This window comes from Aquibium sp. ELW1220, from assembly GCF_030398385.1.
Classification (GTDB): domain Bacteria; phylum Pseudomonadota; class Alphaproteobacteria; order Rhizobiales; family Rhizobiaceae; genus Aquibium.
In genome coordinates this window covers 21,867-37,729 of record NZ_JAOAOQ010000003.1, presented here as the reverse complement: position 1 = coordinate 37,729, position 15,863 = coordinate 21,867, and the positions used below count along the sequence as shown (strand labels likewise).

Annotated in this window: 13 protein-coding genes and 2 pseudogenes; 7 read left to right on the top strand and 8 right to left on the bottom strand. The window is 65.9% G+C overall.

What is annotated here, in order from left to right; genetic code table 11:
* Positions 1-125: 125 nt before the first annotated feature.
* A complete protein-coding gene (locus tag N1F91_RS03485; protein WP_289990350.1) occupies positions 126-3,338 on the bottom strand; it encodes a reductive dehalogenase in 3,213 nt (1,070 codons plus the stop codon).
* A 122-nt stretch (positions 3,339-3,460) separates the two neighbouring features.
* Between N1F91_RS03485 and N1F91_RS03480 the strand changes: the two genes are divergently transcribed.
* The gene (locus tag N1F91_RS03480) at positions 3,461-4,132 is read left to right on the top strand and encodes an FCD domain-containing protein (RefSeq protein WP_289990349.1); all 672 of its coding nucleotides are present in this window, start codon (positions 3,461-3,463) and stop codon (positions 4,130-4,132) included.
* A gap of 70 nt (positions 4,133-4,202) precedes the next feature.
* Here the strand turns inward: N1F91_RS03480 and N1F91_RS03475 are convergent, their stop codons facing one another.
* The 5 genes from N1F91_RS03475 to N1F91_RS03455 form a co-directional block, all read right to left on the bottom strand.
* Complete coding sequence (locus N1F91_RS03475) at positions 4,203-4,940, bottom strand: aspartate/glutamate racemase family protein (protein ID WP_289990348.1); 738 nt, start codon at positions 4,938-4,940, stop codon at positions 4,203-4,205.
* Positions 4,941-4,945: 5 nt separating this feature from the next.
* Positions 4,946-5,764 carry an ABC transporter permease gene (locus N1F91_RS03470; protein ID WP_289990347.1) on the bottom strand — a complete coding sequence of 273 codons (819 nt, stop codon included), beginning with the start codon at positions 5,762-5,764 and terminating at the stop codon, positions 4,946-4,948.
* A 3-nt stretch (positions 5,765-5,767) separates the two neighbouring features.
* Positions 5,768-6,652: an ABC transporter permease gene (locus tag N1F91_RS03465; protein ID WP_289990570.1), complete on the bottom strand. Its 885-nt coding sequence runs from the start codon at positions 6,650-6,652 to the stop codon at positions 5,768-5,770.
* Positions 6,653-6,750: 98 nt separating this feature from the next.
* Complete coding sequence (locus tag N1F91_RS03460) at positions 6,751-8,040, bottom strand: PotD/PotF family extracellular solute-binding protein (protein WP_289990346.1); 1,290 nt, start codon at positions 8,038-8,040, stop codon at positions 6,751-6,753.
* A 32-nt stretch (positions 8,041-8,072) separates the two neighbouring features.
* Positions 8,073-9,161, bottom strand: a complete 1,089-nt coding sequence (locus N1F91_RS03455) for an ABC transporter ATP-binding protein (RefSeq protein ID WP_289990345.1) — start codon at positions 9,159-9,161, stop codon at positions 8,073-8,075.
* A 260-nt stretch (positions 9,162-9,421) separates the two neighbouring features.
* On the opposite strand from N1F91_RS03455, the gene N1F91_RS03450 reads away from it, so the two are divergent.
* The 4 genes and pseudogenes from N1F91_RS03450 (at position 9,422) to N1F91_RS03435 (ending at position 12,267) form a co-directional block, all read left to right on the top strand.
* Positions 9,422-10,147: a GntR family transcriptional regulator gene (locus tag N1F91_RS03450; RefSeq protein ID WP_289990344.1), complete on the top strand. Its 726-nt coding sequence runs from the start codon at positions 9,422-9,424 to the stop codon at positions 10,145-10,147.
* 136 nt (positions 10,148-10,283) lie between these two features.
* Complete coding sequence (locus tag N1F91_RS03445) at positions 10,284-10,634, top strand: hypothetical protein (RefSeq protein WP_289990343.1); 351 nt, start codon at positions 10,284-10,286, stop codon at positions 10,632-10,634.
* A 171-nt stretch (positions 10,635-10,805) separates the two neighbouring features.
* Positions 10,806-11,083: pseudogene (locus N1F91_RS03440) on the top strand (SDR family oxidoreductase); the annotation flags it as partial.
* 782 nt (positions 11,084-11,865) lie between these two features.
* A complete protein-coding gene (locus tag N1F91_RS03435; protein ID WP_289990342.1) occupies positions 11,866-12,267 on the top strand; it encodes a hypothetical protein in 402 nt (133 codons plus the stop codon).
* Between the two features lie 48 nt (positions 12,268-12,315).
* Here N1F91_RS03435 and N1F91_RS03430 read toward each other — a convergent pair whose 3' ends face one another.
* A complete protein-coding gene (locus N1F91_RS03430; protein WP_289990341.1) occupies positions 12,316-12,444 on the bottom strand; it encodes a hypothetical protein in 129 nt (42 codons plus the stop codon).
* Between the two features lie 151 nt (positions 12,445-12,595).
* Here N1F91_RS03430 and N1F91_RS03425 point away from each other — a divergent pair, with 151 nt between their 5' ends.
* Positions 12,596-12,985: a hypothetical protein gene (locus N1F91_RS03425; protein WP_289990340.1), complete on the top strand. Its 390-nt coding sequence runs from the start codon at positions 12,596-12,598 to the stop codon at positions 12,983-12,985.
* A 116-nt stretch (positions 12,986-13,101) separates the two neighbouring features.
* On the opposite strand, the pseudogene N1F91_RS03420 reads toward N1F91_RS03425, so the two are convergent.
* A pseudogene (locus N1F91_RS03420) lies at positions 13,102-13,310 on the bottom strand (DsbA family protein); the annotation flags it as partial.
* 297 nt (positions 13,311-13,607) lie between these two features.
* On the opposite strand from N1F91_RS03420, the gene N1F91_RS03415 reads away from it, so the two are divergent.
* The gene (locus N1F91_RS03415; RefSeq protein ID WP_289990339.1) at positions 13,608-15,704 is read left to right on the top strand and encodes an AAA family ATPase; all 2,097 of its coding nucleotides are present in this window, start codon (positions 13,608-13,610) and stop codon (positions 15,702-15,704) included.
* Positions 15,705-15,863: the final 159 nt, after the last annotated feature.

Sequence of the window (15,863 nt, the reverse complement as noted above, 5' to 3'; positions counted from 1 at the left end):
TTTTGCGCTAAATTTCTGCAAGAGATATCGCCGATGACGACGGGCACCAGCAAGGTCCGGTTTCAGCATCAATGACGGCCGACACGAACGACCCCACTCGCGTCGAAACCCGCCCCCCCATCCCCTCACAAATCCACCTCCACCATCCCGCCCGCCTCCGCCGCGCGGCTCTGGCACAGGATCACGTTTGTCTCGCGCTGCTTCTTCGACAGCACGAAGTCGCGGTGCTCGACCGTGCCGGAGACGAGGCCGCATTTGCACACGCCGCAGATGCCGTCGGCGCATTTCACGTCGATGCCGAAGCCGTTTTCGTTGAGGACGTCGGCGGCCGTGCGGTCGGCGGGGATCGGGATCTCGCGGCCCGAGCGGGCGAGTTTCAGCGTGAAGGGGAAGTTCTCGTAGGGCGGCAGCTCGGGCACCGAAAAGTATTCGAGGTGCTGCGCCTCCTCGGGAAAGCCCTGCGCGGTGGCGGCGTCGGTGACCGAGCGCATGTAGCGCTCGGGGCCGCAAGAGTAGACGTGCCAGCCGGGACGGTAGCCGGCCAGCAGCGCGTCGAGGTCGGCACGCCGGCCTTCGTCGGAGACGTGGAGGTGCACGCGGTCCGCGAAGGGGGCGGCGGCGAGCATCCCGGCATAGCCGGCCGTCCGGCGCGACCGCGCCGAATAATGCAGCTCGAAATCGGCGCCCAGCGCGTGCAGCCGGTGGGCAAAGGCGATCATCGGCGTGATGCCGATGCCGCCGCCCATCAGAAAACTCTTCGCCGCCGTCTCGTCGAGCGGGAAATGGTTGATCGGCCGCGACACGAAGACCTTGCGCCCCGCCGTGAAGATGCGGTGCATCAGCCGGGATCCGCCGCGGCCGCCATCCTCGCGCAGCACGCCGATCTGGTATCTCGTCCGGTCGGCCGGGTCGCCCGACATCGAATATTGCCGCAGATATTCGGGCGCCACGACGACGTCGAGATGGGCGCCGGCCGTCCATTCGGGCAGGGGGGTGCGGTCGGGGGCCGCGAGTTCGTAGAGCATGACGTCGTCGCAGAGCCTCTCGGCCTTCGTCACCTCGAGCCGAAGCACCGGGCTCTCGCCGGCGGCGCAGTAGCGATGGACGCGGCTGTCGTCGCCGGCGCGCAGCCGCGCCTGGTATTCCTCCGCGGTGATCATCGCCTGGTAGGCCTCGATCCCCGCCTCGCGGTCCATCGGGAAAGGGTAGGGCCACGGGTGCGGCGCGAGCGGGGCCGGATAGACCGCGAGCGTCTGGTCCTCGTAGCGCAGGTCGAGACTGGGCTGCAGGCCGCGCGCGTTGACCGGCTTGCGCGCCGGCCTGTAGCCGCCGTCCTCATAGAGTTCGATGTCCCACCACCATTTCTTGACCGGGTTGAGGCCGCCATTGCCGACCGCATCGTCGAGCTTCGCCAGCAGCGGCGCGGCCTGCGGCAGGTTCATCGCCGCCCAGCGGAACGGCTTTTCGGCGAACAGGCCCTCGAGATTCCACGGGCAGGTCTTCATGCAGCGGCCGCACATTGCCCCGCCCTCCGTGGTGATACGGTAGGTGGCGCATTTCTGGCTGTCCGATTTCCAGATCTCGTAGCCGTTGAACATCAGCTTCGGTCCGGCCGTGATGGCGCCGGAGGGGCATTCGCGCGCGCATTTGTTGCACGAGGCGCAGAAGCGCTGCATGCCGAAATCGATCGGCTTGTCGTGCGCCAGCGGCATGTCGGTCGTCACCACGCCCGACTTGAGCCGCGGTCCGAGAAACGGGTTGAGGATCACCTCGCCGATCCGGCTGACCTCGCCGAGGCCGGACAAAAGCAGCAGCGGCGGCTGCAGCACCTCGCCGTCCAGCACCGTGTGCGCCTTGGCCGAATAGCCGAGATTGCGGATCTGCCTGGCGATGATGCCGCCGAGGAGCGAGAAGCGCAGATAGGCGCGCATCGACTGCGCGACCGAGATCCAATCGTCGCCCGAGGCGCCCTCCATGGTCTCGTAGCCCTGGTCGATGATCATCGAGATCGCCTGGTCGTGCACCGGTACGATCGGCTCGCCGGTGGCGTCGTGCGAATACCAGGTCCAGTCGGGACAGCGCGAGATGCCGACGGCATCGACCCCGAGGAAATGGCAGGCGGCCTTGATGTTGTCCGCGTTGCGCTGCGCGTCGGTCGGCCGCTTGTCCGGCTGCGGCTCGCCGTCCTGCAGGAGCACGAAGGCGCCGAGCACGCGGCGCTGCGCCATCGAGGGGGCCGCCTTGCGGGCATAGTAGCCGCCCTTGGCGCCGTCCTGGAGGCTCTTGCCCATGTCGCCGAACTGGGCGCGGGCGAACATGTCGGCCCGCTTCGGCACGCGGGCGACGCGCGCCTCGTCGATATAGGTGGTCGGCCTGTCGACCCGCTTCAGCGTCTCGAACGGATGTTCGCCATCGACGAAGCGACGCCGCGCATAGGGCTCCCGGTTGAACGCGTTCTTCCGGAACCCCTTGCCGACCCACCAGGCCGGCCCCTTGGTCTGCAGCCAGGACTGGGCGGCCAGCGGCGCCAGCGGCGCGTCCGCCGCGATCTCGAAGTCCGTCGTCACCACGGCGACGCCGAAGCGGTCTCCGACATAGGGATTGAACAGCCTTCCGTCCTCGATGCTGGCCAGTCCTGCGGCCACGGTGATCCGGTTCAGGTCGACGTCGGAGGCGCTGCCGGAATGGGCGCGCGCGTCATGGCCGAGCAGGCGGATGTAGTTGGCGACGACCACCGCGGTTTCCGCCGCCCGCAGGCAGGCGCGCGCCTCCTGCGCATCCCCGATCCAGTCGCAGCCCGGCTCGTCCTCCTTCGGATCGCGCGGATATTCGTAGAGGAAGACGATCGCGTGGGTATGCCCGCCGATCGTGCTCGGCGGCGCCTCCATGGAGTCCTTCAGGTCCGCCATGATCATGTCGATGCCGGAGGCGAGCGTCTTGGTCTGCCGCGTCCTCAGGTCCTGCGCCAGGCGGTCGATGTCCGGGTTGGCGAAGGGTTCGGCCAGCATCGCCGCGTCGGGCAGGCGGCAGGTTCCCACCATCGCGGCATCGCAGAAATAGCCGAAGGCTTTCAGATGCTCGGCGCGCTCTTTCGGGTCGTCGGGACAGCCGGCCTTCGCGCGGTTCACCAGCCCGTCGCGGATCGCATCCATCATCGCCTGGTACTCGCCCATGGCGTTGACGATCGATGACGGCGCGTCGGGGCGGCGGAAATCGACCCGGCGCGGGCGCGGCGCGGTACGAAGGTCCGGCATCGCCGCGCTGCGCGCCAGGCGTTCCAGCGGATAGGGGGCCATGTGGACCGGGCGGTTCCTGTCCGAAAAGAAGCGGATACCCACGGCTGCGTGTCCTCCCTCGCACCCCGCATCCATTTATGGATGCATATTGTCTGGCTCTCCGGCGGTAACACGTCTAATGACGGTGATCGATAGCATTTATGAATCCATCTGCGCGGCAAGCCATGTCCTCCCACGAGCAACGCGTCCTCGCTGTCGTGCGCCGCAAGGTCATCAGCGGCGGCTATCTGGCCGACGAGCGGATCTCGGAGGTCGCGATCGCCGAGGAACTCGGCGTGTCGCGGACGCCGGCCCGCCTTGCGCTCGCCGCGCTGGAGGCGGAGGGACTGATCGAGAAGCGGCAGGGCCGTGGCTATTCGGTCAGGCCGATCTCGACCGAATCCGTCTCCAATGCCATCGCCGTGCGCGCAGCATTGGAGGCTCTTGCTGCGCGCACAATGGCCGAGCGGGGGATGAGCGGCGAGGTGGAGGCGCGGCTTGCCGCATCGATCGCCCGCACGGCCGCGATCCTGCACGAGGACGATCCGGGACCCGATCCGATGAGCGGCTACCACGCCGCCAATATCGACTTCCACGAAGCCATCATGACCGGCTGCGGCAATGACCTGATCGCCCACGCCTACGAGCGCATCCGCCACCTGCCTTTCGCGGCACTCGGCACGCTCGCCTTCGAGCCGACGCTGGAGAAGCGCGACCGCATCCGGCTGAGCGTCGGCCATTCCCAGCACGTCATCATCCTCGACGCGCTGCGTAGGCGCGATGCCGCCCGCGCGGAGGCGATGATGCGAGAGCACAGCCATGCGACGCTCAACTATGCCGATCTTTTCGTAACGTGAGTGCGGTAGGAACAGGGCAGGGGCGGTGAACCAGCCGGTTCCCGCGTCCCGGCCACGAACCCGTCGCCTGTCAGGCGGCCGGCGGCGCGAACTCCGCGAGCATGCCGGCATAGGGCTTGGCGGACGGCGGCGCATAGGCGCCGCGCTTGCCGGTGGTCAGCCCCAGCGAAACGAGCGCCTCGGCCTGCTTGACGGCCGCGCCGACGCCGTCGATCACCGGCACGCCGAACTCGCGCTGCAGCGCCGCGGCGAGGTCGGCCATGCCGGCGCAGCCGAGCACGATCGCCTCGGCGTGATCCTCGTCCAGCGCGCGGACGATCTCGCCCTTCAGCCGGGCGACGGCGCCCGAACCCGGGTCTTCCAGCGCCAGCACCGGCACGCCGGCCACGCGCACCTTCGCGCGCGCGGCAAAGCCGTAGCGGCGCACCAGTTCCTCCACCGGCACGCGCGATCGCTCGCTGGTCGTCACCACCGTGAAGCGGGATGCGACGAAGGAGGCAAGCCCGAGCGCCGCCTCGCAGATGCCGATCACCGGGATCGTGGCCATCGACCGGGCGGCATCGAGCCCGGTGTCGTCGAAGCAGGCGATCACCGCCGCCTCAGCGCCGCCGGCCTCGCCGCGGCGAATTTCGGCGAGCAGGCCTGGCACGGCGAAGGCCTCGTCGTAATAGCCTTCGATCGAGACCGGGCCCATCGCCGAGGTCGCCGCCTCGATTGCGGTTCCCTGCGCCGCCGCCGCCCTGGCGGCCGCCTCGATGGTCCGCGTCATCGTGCGGGTGGTGTTCGGATTGACGACGAGAATGCGCATGGATGTCAGCCGCGCGTCCGCCGGCGGCCGAGCCAGACGATGATGCCGAGCGTCGCCGCGATGACGAGGAAGGAGAACAGCGTCGTCACGGTGCCGAGCGCATAGAGCACCGGCGTCGTGACGTTCGTGGTCATGCCGTAGATCTCGAGCGGCAGGGTGTTGAACGTGCCGGCCGTCATCAGGGTGCGGGCGAACTCGTCGTAGGACAGGGTGAAGCCGAACAGCCCGACGCCGATCAGGCTGGGCGCGATCATCGGCAGGAGCACATGCGCGAAGGTCTGCCAGGACGACGCGCCGAGATCGCGCGCGGCTTCCTCGTAGGAGGGCGAGAAGCGGTTGAAGACGGCGAACATGATCAAAACGCCGAAGGGCAGCGTCCATGTCAGGTGCGCGCCGAAGGCCGAGCCGTACCAGGAGGGTCTGAGGCCGATCTGCTGGAACAGCACGCCGATGCCGAGCGAAATGATGATCGAGGGCACGACCAGGCTCGCCACCGCGAGATAGAACAGTGCCGTCGCGCCGAGGAACCGGCGGCGGAAGGCGAGCCCCGCCAGCAGCGACACCACGACCGTGACGATCATCACCATCGCCCCGAGCAGGAAGGAGCGGCGGAAGCTGCCGCCGAAATCGCCCACCGCCTGGCGCTCGAACAGGTTGGCGAACCAGTGCAGCGAAAGGCCGTTGAGCGGGAAGGTCAGCCCGCCGTTCTCGCCCTGGAAGGACAGGATCACGATCGCCGACAGCGGACCGTACAGGAACAGCACGAACAGGACGAAGAAGGCCGACAGGACCCAGAATTCGAGGCTGCGTTTTTCGTGCGACATCGCTCAGAGCTCCTTGCGGATGTCGACGATGCGCAGGATGCCCGCCACCATCAGGAGAACGAGGACGAGCAGCACCACCGCGTTGGCGGCGGCGGCCGGATATTGCAGCAGCGACATCTGGTTCTTCATCATCAGCGCCACCGAGGCGCTCTGGCCGCCGGACATCACCTGCACGGTGGAGAAATCGGCCATCACCAGCGTGACCACGAAGATGGTGCCGATCGCCATGCCGGGTTTCGCCAGCGGGATGATCACGTTCCACAGGATCTGCCAGCTCGTCGCGCCCGCGTCGCGGGCGGCCTCCACCAGCGACCGGTCGATGCGCATCAGCGTGTTGAAGATCGGCGTCACCATGAACAGCGTGTAGAGGTGGACCATGGCCAGCACGACGGCAAAGTCGGAATAGAGCAGCCACTCGACCGGTGCCGGCACGATGCCCGCGCCGACCAGCGCCGAGTTCACCAGCCCGTTGCGGCCGAGCACCGGGATCCACGAGATCATGCGGATGATGTTGGAGGTCAGGAAGGGCACGGTGCAGACGAGGAACAGCACCATCTGCATCGTCGTCGTGCGGATGTGGAAGGCGAGGTAGTAGGCGACCCAGAAGCCGATGAACAGCGTCAGCGCCCAGACGATGGCCGCGTAGCGCAGCGTGTTCAGATAGGTCTTCCAGGTCACCCAGGAGCCCAGCGTCTCGGCATAGTTGAGCGTGATGAAGTCGGGATACATCTGGGCGAAGTCGTAGTCCCAGAAGGACACCACCGCGATCATCACGATCGGCAGGAGCAGGAAGCAGCCGAGGATGATGGCCAGCGGCGCGGCCTGCAGATAGGCGGAGGAACGCGCGAAGATGGACGCGCGGGTCCGGCCGGTGCTCCCGGCCGTCATGTCGTCTGCGGCTGCGGTCATGATGCGCCTGTCCCGAGGGTTGGAACTGGGGGGCGCCTTCCCCCCGGCCGGGGCCGGGGGGAAGGCCTTGGAAGAGATCAGGCCGCGATGAACTCGTTCCAGCGGCGCACCATGTAGCGGTCCTCGTCCATCACCGAGTTCCAGCACGCCACCTTGCCCATGCGCTCCTCGAAGGAGCCGCCGTCGCGCACGGCGCCGGCCTTCTCCATGACCTTGCCGGTCGGGTCGAGGATGTCGCCCTGCGCCGGCTTGCCCTCGATCCAGAAGCCCCATTCGTCGTCGGACATGAACTTCTTCGCCGTCTCCATCGCCGCCGAATAGTAGCCTTGGCGGTTGAGGTAGCCGCCGACCCAGCCGGACGTGTACCAGTTGATGTATTCGTATGCGGCGTCGAGCTTGGCGCCCGACAGGTGCGCGGCGAGGCCGAGGCCGCCGCCCCAGGAGCGATAGCCTTCCTTCAGCGGCTGGTACTTGCAGGCGATGCCCTTCGAGCGCACCGCGGCGACGGCCGGCGACCACATCGACTGGATCACCACTTCGCCCGACGCCATCAGGTTGACGCTCTCGTCGAACGACTTCCAGAAGGCGCGGAACTGGCCGGCCTGCTTGGCCTTGATCAGGAAGTCGATCGTCTTGTCGATCTCCTCCTTGGTCATGTTGCCCTTGTCCGCATAGGTGATGTTGCCCATCGCCTCCATGATCATCGCCGCGTCCATGATGCCGATCGAGGGGATGTTGAGGATCGAGGTCTTGCCCTTGAAGGCCGGGTCCATGATGTCGGCCCAGGTGGTGATCTCGCGGCCGACGAGGTCGGGGCGGATGCCCAGCGTGTCGGCATTGTAGATCGTCGGAACCATGGTGAAATACTGCGTCTCGCCCGCCGCGAAGCCCTTGTCGCCGGGCTTCTCGACGAAGCCGACCGTGTGCGGCGCGGTGCCCTGCGCGATGACGGAATCCGGCGTCAGCTTGCCGGTCTTGAACAGCGGCACGATCTGGTCGTAGTAGGTCAGCTTCGATGTATCCATCGGCTGGATCACGCCGGCCGGGAACACCTTCTTCAGGATCCAGTACTCGATGTCGGCGATGTCGTAGCTGTCGGGCTGCGTCACGGCGCGCTGGGCGGCGGCGTCCGAATCGGTCGCCGTCATCTCCAGCGTGATGCCGAGGTCTTCCTTGCACTTGTCGGCGATGGCGTTGAGGTTCGACACGCCGGTGCCGAACTGGCGCAGCGTGATCGGGTTCTGCGCCCAGATGGTCGGGAAGCCGGTGATCGCGCCCGAGCCGGCCGCGAGGCCTGCGGCGGCCGCGCCGGTCTTGAGCAGCGAGCGGCGGGAGATGCCGGCGGGCTTTTTGGTCGTCTGTGTCATGTCCAGTTCCCCTGTGTTGTCGGTTTTGGTCGTCAGGAATGAAGGCGCCCGAGGACGATCGCGTCCTCGGATCCCCAGGCAAGCGGAGCCGCGTCGCCGACCTTCACCGGCGCTGCGAAGAAGGCCGCGTCGCTGAGGATCGCGGTGAAGTCGGTCACCCCGGCACCGCTCACGGTGAGCTTCACCGTGGCACCGCGGTATTCGATGCCGTCGACGATGCCGGTGAAGCCGAGGCCGGGCGCCTCCGGCGCGCCGATCCGCACCCTGTCGGTGCGCACCGCGACGTCGACGCTCTCGCCGACCGCCCGCGTGCCGCCGGTCGCGGCGAAGGCGCCGCCGTCCGGCACCGCGACCGTCACGCGATCGCCGTCCGCTGCGGTGACCCGGCCCGGGATCACGTTGTGGTCGCCCATGAAGCGGGCCACGAAGGCCGTGGCCGGCCGTTCGAACACCTCGCGCGGGTGCGCCGCCTGCTCGATGCGGCCCTCGTTCATCACCACGATGATGTCGGCCAGCGCCATCGCCTCTTCCTGGCTGTGGGTGACGTGCACGAAGGTGATGCCGAGCGTCGTCTGCAGCCGCTTCAGTTCGGCCCGCATCCGGATCTTGAGGAACGGGTCGAGCGCCGACAGCGGCTCGTCGAGCAGCAGCGCCTCGGGATCGGTGATCAGCGCGCGGGCCAGTGCCACGCGCTGCTGCTGGCCTCCCGACAGCTGGGCCGGCCGCCGCGTCGCATAGGGCTCCATGTGCACCAGCTTCAGCATGTCGAGCGCCCGGGCGCGGCGCTCGGTCTTCGCCACGCCCTTCATCTTCAGGCTGAAGGCGACGTTGTCGGTGACGTCGAGATGCGGGAACAGCGCATAGGACTGGAACATCATCGCCGTGCCGCGCCGCGCCGGCGGCAGGTCGGTGACGACCGCGTTGCCGAGGCGGATGTCGCCCGACGTGATGCTCTCGTGGCCGGCGATCATCCTGAGCGTCGTCGACTTGCCGCATCCGGACGGGCCGAGCAGGCAGCAATAGCTTCCGGCCGGAACCTTGAGGCTGATCGCGTGCACGGCGGTCGTCCCGCCGTAGACCTTGGTCACAGATGCAATGTCGATCGCCGCCGCCTTGCTCATGCGCGTCTCCCGTTCGCGGCATGCAATGCAGAACACGTGCCAGTTCGACCTTGCCGAACTAAGCCGTTGTTTTCATGCGGCAGCGGGCAGGACCTGCGGCACCGCCCGCTGCCACGGCTTTCTGCAATGCACAATTCATGGGCAATTGTGTGCAATCCAACGCAGCGATTGTATGCGATCCGGGCGGCGATTGTTCGAAGCGCCATCTTCCCTTGGCAGCGGATTGCGGTAGAAGGAAAGCGACACGCCGAAGACCCCCAATGTCCCTTGCCACGATCCCCGATCCTGACGGCCGCCAGACGGCCGACGACCGCACGCAGGCGATCCGCGATCATCTGCGCGACGCCATCGTCGACCGGCGGCTGGCGCCCGGCACCAAGCTGACCGAGACCGAGGTCGGCGCGCTGTTCAACGTCAGCCGCACCATGGCGCGGTCGGCGCTGCAGATGCTCTCCTTCGAGGGTCTCGTGCGGATCGAGCGCAACCGCGGCGCCTTCGTCGCCAACCCGGATCCCGGCGAGGCGCGGCAGGTCTTTGCCGCCCGGCGGCTGGTCGAGCCCGGCATCGCTGCGGCAGCCTGCGCGCAGGCGACGCCGCGCGACCTCGCCCGGCTGCGCGCGCACCTCGCCGACGAGCGCCGGCACATGGACCTGCGCGGCCCGAGCGCCCGCCGCGCCGAGATCAAGGCATCGGGCGAGTTCCACCTGCTGCTCGCAGAGGCTTCGGGCAACCAGATCCTGCACCGCTTCATGGAGGAACTGATCGCCCGCTCCTCGCTCGTCATCGCGCTCTATGGCCGATCCGGGGCGTCGAGCTGCGGCCATGACGAGCACGGCGGCATCGTCGACGCGCTGGAACGCCGTGACGCCGCGGCCGCTCAGGCGCTGGTCGTGCGCCACATCGATCACATCGAGGCCGACCTCGACCTCGACCAGGGCCGCACCACCTCGCTCAAGGCCGCCCTCTCGTCGCTGCGCCCGACCTGAGCCGCAGGGGAGGGACGACCGGCCGGCCGCGAAGGCAGGTCCCGGTGCGGCCGGCCTGCAGCGCCGCTCCGGCGTGACTTCGGCCGGCACCGAGTCTAGGCTGGGGTACGGTCCCGCAGCATGAGGAGCGCGCCGCGTGCCCCGTTTTCTCGCCGTCTACACCATGAAGCCGGAAGACCTGGCCCGCTTCCGCTGCATGCCCAAGGCCGACCAGGATGCGGTCGACACCGTCGGGATGAAGCAGTGGGCGGACTGGGAGGCGAGAAACGCCGCATCCTTCCCCGATCGCGGCGGCATGGTCGGCCGGACGTTGCGGGTGACCAAGGACGGCGTCGCCGCGGCCTCCAATCCCTTCTGCGGCTGTATCGTCGTCGGGGCCGAGACCATCGAGGCCGCCGCCCGGCTCTTCGAGGACCATCCGCATTTCACCATCTTTCCGGGAGACGGCGTCGACATCATGCCGTTCCTCACGGCCCCGGCGTCCTAGCCGTCCGCCCGGCCGGCATGCGGCGCGACCCGCGGGTCGCTTCGCCGCTGCGATCGGGGCCGGTCCCGCCGTCCGGCAGCAGCGGCCGGCATATCCCTTAAGCGCGTCGAGATTCTTCAGATCCGCTCCGCACGCGTTAGGCCTGTGTTCTTGCGCATGTTTTCCACCCGAAACCGGTGGGTGTCGCCGAAGGGCGTGCGCGTCGTCCGCATCTCGCCAGGCCGGATCGAAACCGAGGTTGCGAATGCACTCGCCGAGCGTCTCGGCGCCGAATCCGGGGCCGGCATCGAAGCGGGCCGCCACCTGATCATGGCCTCGCGCGGCGGCATCCCGCTCGCTCGCCCGTCCCGCCCGAAGAAGTCACCAGCCTCATCGCCTTCCTCGCCTCCGACCGCGCCGCCAGCATCTCCGGCACCGAATTCGTCATCGACGTCGGCACCGTGCCGACGGTCCAGCGCGGCGGCATAGCCAGCGCTGGCGCCACCCCGGCCGTCAGCCGTGACGCCATCCTCCAGCCCCACGCAGTGGGGGAGGTGCCGAGCGGAGCGAGGCGGAGGTGGGGCCGCCGGTCCAAACCCGGCCGACGCCGGCCCGACACCGGCCGCCCGCCTTCGCCGCCCCCTCCCTTCGTCATCCCGGAACGCGGCGCCGAGCGAAGCGAGGCGGCGCGAATTCGGGATCCATGCCTCGCCGGCCGCGACACGCGATCCGGTGCAAGACCGGTGCCGTCCGCTGGCCCTCTCCGCGACCCGCTGCGGATCCGGAACCATCTTCTCCATCGTGGCGCTGGGTGAGGTGCGGCGAGGCATGGATCCCGGATACGTCGTCGGCCGCTTCGCTCGGACGCCGTTCCGGGATGACGAAGGGGAAGGGGGCGCCGGGCTTCAGGCCTTGGACCTCCGTCTCGATGCGGCCCCCGCCTGCCACGTCATTCCGGGGCCGCGTAGCGGAACCCGGAACGACGCCGACGAGGAAGGCCACGCGGCTGATCTCCGATGCCAGACGGCAGATGCGCGGTTGCAACAGAGTTGGTGACGCGCCGGAGCGCATCGCCGCACGCTGCCAAAAACCGCAAACAGGAGTTGCATTCGCCCCAGAACCCACCAGAATGGCTCCGCCTGTTAGCGCCTCCGGGACAGCAATGCGGGGATGAGACCGCAGCCAGGATGCATGTTCCGGTTGCCATCCACCTGGAGCGGGAAAGCGGCAAGGCGAAGGGGAGCGAAGTAGCATGGGCTGGAGGACATTCCTTCTTCCGATCGTGTGCCTCACCGGCTGCTCGTCCGAGGCACCGCCTCTCTTCGACGACGCGGAGATCGCATATCTGAACGGAGGCGGCATCCTCGACGCGACGATGTCGAAGTTCCAGGGTCATGATGAAATCTGCCTCTTCGGCAGTGACGGCTTCAAGTACAAGGGCTGCTCCGAAAGGCAGGGAGCGGCCATCGGTCTGCTTCGAGGCAATGACTGTGAGATCTTCAGTCTGAAGGGCGTTCAGGCGCGGGTACTGTCGGATCATTATGATCGCCAATGCCGCAGCATCAGATCCGATTTTTCGATGTGTATTTTCGTCCGTCATGGACAGAGACACCTCGTCCTGTGGGACAAGACGGAGGCACGCTGCAAGGGATGACGACGCAGGCTTTGGAGGACATGGCGCAGTCCATGCGTCGGCGGCTCGTCAGGTCAGGAACAGATGGTACGCGAAGAACGCCATGATGCAGGCGAAGAATGCGATGATGGCTCCCCAGTAGCGCGAGTTGCCCCATCTCCGCCAAAGGATTTCCAGGATGTAGTCTATGATTTCCATGGCCTGCCTCGCTTCGGAGGGGAACCGGGCGCTGCGGATGTTTCCGGTCGGCCCGACGGCGGGTGCACGGTTGCGCTCGACATCGTCCGGCACGGTGCGAAAGGGGAAACGATCATGAGCGGCACCGACCGGGAGCAAGAGGGAGGCGGATATGCGGCGTAGGCTTCGGTCGGGCACGCTTGCGCCGACGCTCTCGGTCATAGCAGCGGCCGGAGCACTGGCCTACAACCAGTCTGATGTCCATGCCTCCCGGATCTTCGCCCGGAGCGTGGTGGCGGCGATCCGCGAAGGTGGCGATCCCCGGGGGCTGGATGCCGTATGGACATGTTCGAAGCAGCACCGCTACGCAGTGTTCTACGAAGGATACTTCGTCTGCAGGATACCCGATGAATGGGACTGCAACGACCACAACGTCTACATGGAATTCACGGGGCTGACGTACCGGTTTCACCAGGACTCGCTGCAGCGGCAATTGACCATGTCGTGCGGTGCCGCCTTTCCGGGGCTGTCGGAACTTTACCCCTGGCGTCGGGGAGGATGACACGCAGGTAGAGTGGTCCGAACCGATCGGGCCGATGCAGTCCGGCCAGCCGGCCGCTCGTCCGGACCGGAAGCGCCGGCCGCTTTGTCTCCAGCCGCCGGACCTCAGCGAGCCCCTCACGACCCCTCCATCTCCCCCTTCGCCTTCAGCTCCGCCACCTGCCTGATCGCGTCTGCCAGCGTCTGCGGGTCCTGCGCGCCCATCACGGCGTATTTGTTCTCGATGATGAAGCAGGGCACGCCGCGCACGCCCATGCGGGACGCGGTGGCGATTTCCTCGGTGACGGCGTCGCGGTCGGCAATAGTGTTTCTACCACGGCGTCGAGCCTACGTATGCCCGTACCATCGTCGTGGACATTCTGTTGTCCGACGCCATACTCAACCGCGCCGTCGCCTTCTTCGTAGCAGAATGTAGCGTAAAAGCACTGAACTCGAATTATTTTTGCGTCCGACTTTCATATCCATTGTAATGTGGATGAACATGGTCAAGACTGTCAAGAAGGGTTGTTGAGGACGTATTATCCATTCTGCGCGAGGGCTCCGAACGTCGCGCTGATGTTCGCGTGGAGAGCGTTTAGTGAATAAAGGCTCCGTCAATCTACGCCGAAGCTGGCAGAGAAAAAATGGCAGATTCTACTGTACTTGTGGTGGGCGATCCGACAGTGGATCAGGTTCTGCTCACAATTCCCCCGAGAGGCGGGAACGCGAGTGACACTCTGGCGAGCTATCCGAACTATGTGCTGTGGCAACAGCGCGGAGGTGTCCACCTTGCCAAGCCGGCGCTCGAAGCGAACGGGCTCTCAGTCAAGCTGGACGCGATAGAGCGCGAGAATGGTAAGATCCTGAACTCGTTGGTTTCCATAAAGTGCATCAAGCACGATGGGAGGACCGAAGAATTCGGCGATGCCGTACACTCTATCGGGTTGCCAGCGGAAGCGAGGATCGACCGGTTCGAGGGATACTTCGAATCGACCGGGGCAGCCTATGACTGCGAACAGGTTGGGCGCGAATACGAAGCGTTTTTTCCTTACGTGCTTTTGGTGGATGCCGGAGGAGCGACGCGAACCTCACAAAGAGCGCGGGACCTCTTGGCACACATCTCCGACGAAAGTTGTTGGGTGATCCACAAGATGCATCTGCCGCTTTCTCAGAGCAGTCCATTGCGAGACTGGTGCCGGCAGCGCTCCGGCGAGCGTAAACTCCTCCTCGTCAGCGCAGAGGACCTTCGACTGGAAGGCATCAGGCTGAGAAGTCACCTGTCGTGGGATGCCGTGGTCGACGACATCCTTGGCTCGCTCGACTACGGATCGCTCGTCGCTGATCTCTTGGGCGATTACCGCACTGTCTGTATTCAGTTCGGGGTCGAAGCCGTGGCGGTCCTGCGTCGTCTCTCAGGGAGCACGATACTCGAAATGTATGTCGATACGGTGCGCGCGGAAGGAGATCTGGCGCACGAACATCCCGGGGACCTATATGGAAAAATGAACGCGTTCGCCTGCGCACTCATTGCGGCGATTGATGATTCTGGCGGAGAAGGGCTTGATGAGGCTGCCGTTCCCGCGGCTTTGGGCGCGGCGCGGCGTTACGCTCAGGGACGGATCAAGGTAAGCAGCCTTCTCAGCAGCGACATTCCTGCCTGGCCGGTCCCGAAACTCGACCGCGACCAGACCTCTGATTTCAGAAAGACCATCAGACGGTTCGAATTCGAGCACTCGGACCGTCCATCGATCAGAAAAACCCTCCTCATCTCATCCCGTACCGAGGACTTTCAATCACTTGCCCGCAAGATCGTCAGGCACGGAAAGAAAGAAATCGACGCGCTTCCATCTGCGAAGATTAAGGATTTCAGGACGGTGGACCGGGACGAGATAGAGAGTTTTAGGACGATACAACGGCTGATAGATCGCTATCTGGCGGACAAAACGGCAGTACGACCGGTATCGATTGGTGTCTTCGGACCGCCGGGTGCCGGAAAATCCTTCGGAATAAAACAGATAGCGCGGCAGCGCGGGATTCCCACGCGGGAATTCAATCTCTCCGAGGCCTCGCCGGAGGCGCTTCCCGGATATTTTCATGAAATGCGCGACATCGTTCTGCGTGGGGAGACGCCGCTTTGCTTCTTCGATGAATTCGACTCTCATGGATGTTCGCTCGTCTCTCGCTTTCTGGCTCCCATGCAGGACGGCGAGTTCCGCGAGGGCGGTCGGGTTCACCCTGTCGGTCGGGCGATTTTCGTTTTCGCCGGCGGGACCGCTGCGACCGCCGGGGATTTCGTTGCAGGCGAAATGCTTCCCAACGTCGACCGCGTGACGCGTGCCAAGGAACTCAAACTCCCTGATTTCGTGTCGCGGCTCAGCGGCGTGATCGACATTCTGGGGCCGAACCGGAGCGGCGAGAATGACCGGTCATACGTGCTCAGACGGGCAGTTCTCCTTCGCGGCATGATCGAACGGCTTCTGCCGCGGATCGTCGCGGATGGGGAAGGTGAGGCGGACGTCGAGGAAACCGTGGTCGATGCGTTCCTTGGCTGCAGTAAGTTTCTCTACGGTGCACGCTCGATGGAGCAGATCGTCAGAATGAGTGCGCTACGGGCCAGTCAGTCACGCTACGGTGTTTCCGATCTCCCGGATGCTTCCCGCCTGAAATTACACATCGAAGATGCCGAAGGATTCCTCGACATCGCCTATCGGAGGTCGGGCGGCGTGGCTCGCCAAGCCTGACTGTTCACCTGTGGAGAGGCCGGCCGCGATATTGTCGAGTGCGAAGTAATGCGGGAATCCGCAGCCCCATCATGGTTCGATCTGTCGTGGCTTCGTACCAAGAAAGATACGAGGTTTGGAGCTTTTTGAGGAATGGCGCGCGACGGAAATGTCAGTCTT

Bases quoted from the DNA above. Each gene is read 5' to 3' on its own strand.
- N1F91_RS03480 (WP_289990349.1), top strand. From the start codon at position 3,461: ATGTCCTCCCACGAGCAACGCGTCCTCGCTGTCGTGCGCCGCAAGGTC.
- N1F91_RS03475 (WP_289990348.1), bottom strand. From the start codon at position 4,940: ATGCGCATTCTCGTCGTCAATCCGAACACCACCCGCACGATGACGCGG.
- N1F91_RS03470 (WP_289990347.1), bottom strand. From the start codon at position 5,764: ATGTCGCACGAAAAACGCAGCCTCGAATTCTGGGTCCTGTCGGCCTTC.
- N1F91_RS03465 (WP_289990570.1), bottom strand. From the start codon at position 6,652: ATGACGGCCGGGAGCACCGGCCGGACCCGCGCGTCCATCTTCGCGCGT.
- N1F91_RS03460 (WP_289990346.1), bottom strand. From the start codon at position 8,040: ATGACACAGACGACCAAAAAGCCCGCCGGCATCTCCCGCCGCTCGCTG.
- N1F91_RS03455 (WP_289990345.1), bottom strand. From the start codon at position 9,161: ATGAGCAAGGCGGCGGCGATCGACATTGCATCTGTGACCAAGGTCTAC.
- N1F91_RS03450 (WP_289990344.1), top strand. From the start codon at position 9,422: ATGTCCCTTGCCACGATCCCCGATCCTGACGGCCGCCAGACGGCCGAC.
- N1F91_RS03435 (WP_289990342.1), top strand. From the start codon at position 11,866: ATGGGCTGGAGGACATTCCTTCTTCCGATCGTGTGCCTCACCGGCTGC.
- N1F91_RS03430 (WP_289990341.1), bottom strand. From the start codon at position 12,444: ATGGAAATCATAGACTACATCCTGGAAATCCTTTGGCGGAGATGGGGC.
- N1F91_RS03425 (WP_289990340.1), top strand. From the start codon at position 12,596: ATGCGGCGTAGGCTTCGGTCGGGCACGCTTGCGCCGACGCTCTCGGTC.
- N1F91_RS03415 (WP_289990339.1), top strand. From the start codon at position 13,608: ATGGCAGATTCTACTGTACTTGTGGTGGGCGATCCGACAGTGGATCAG.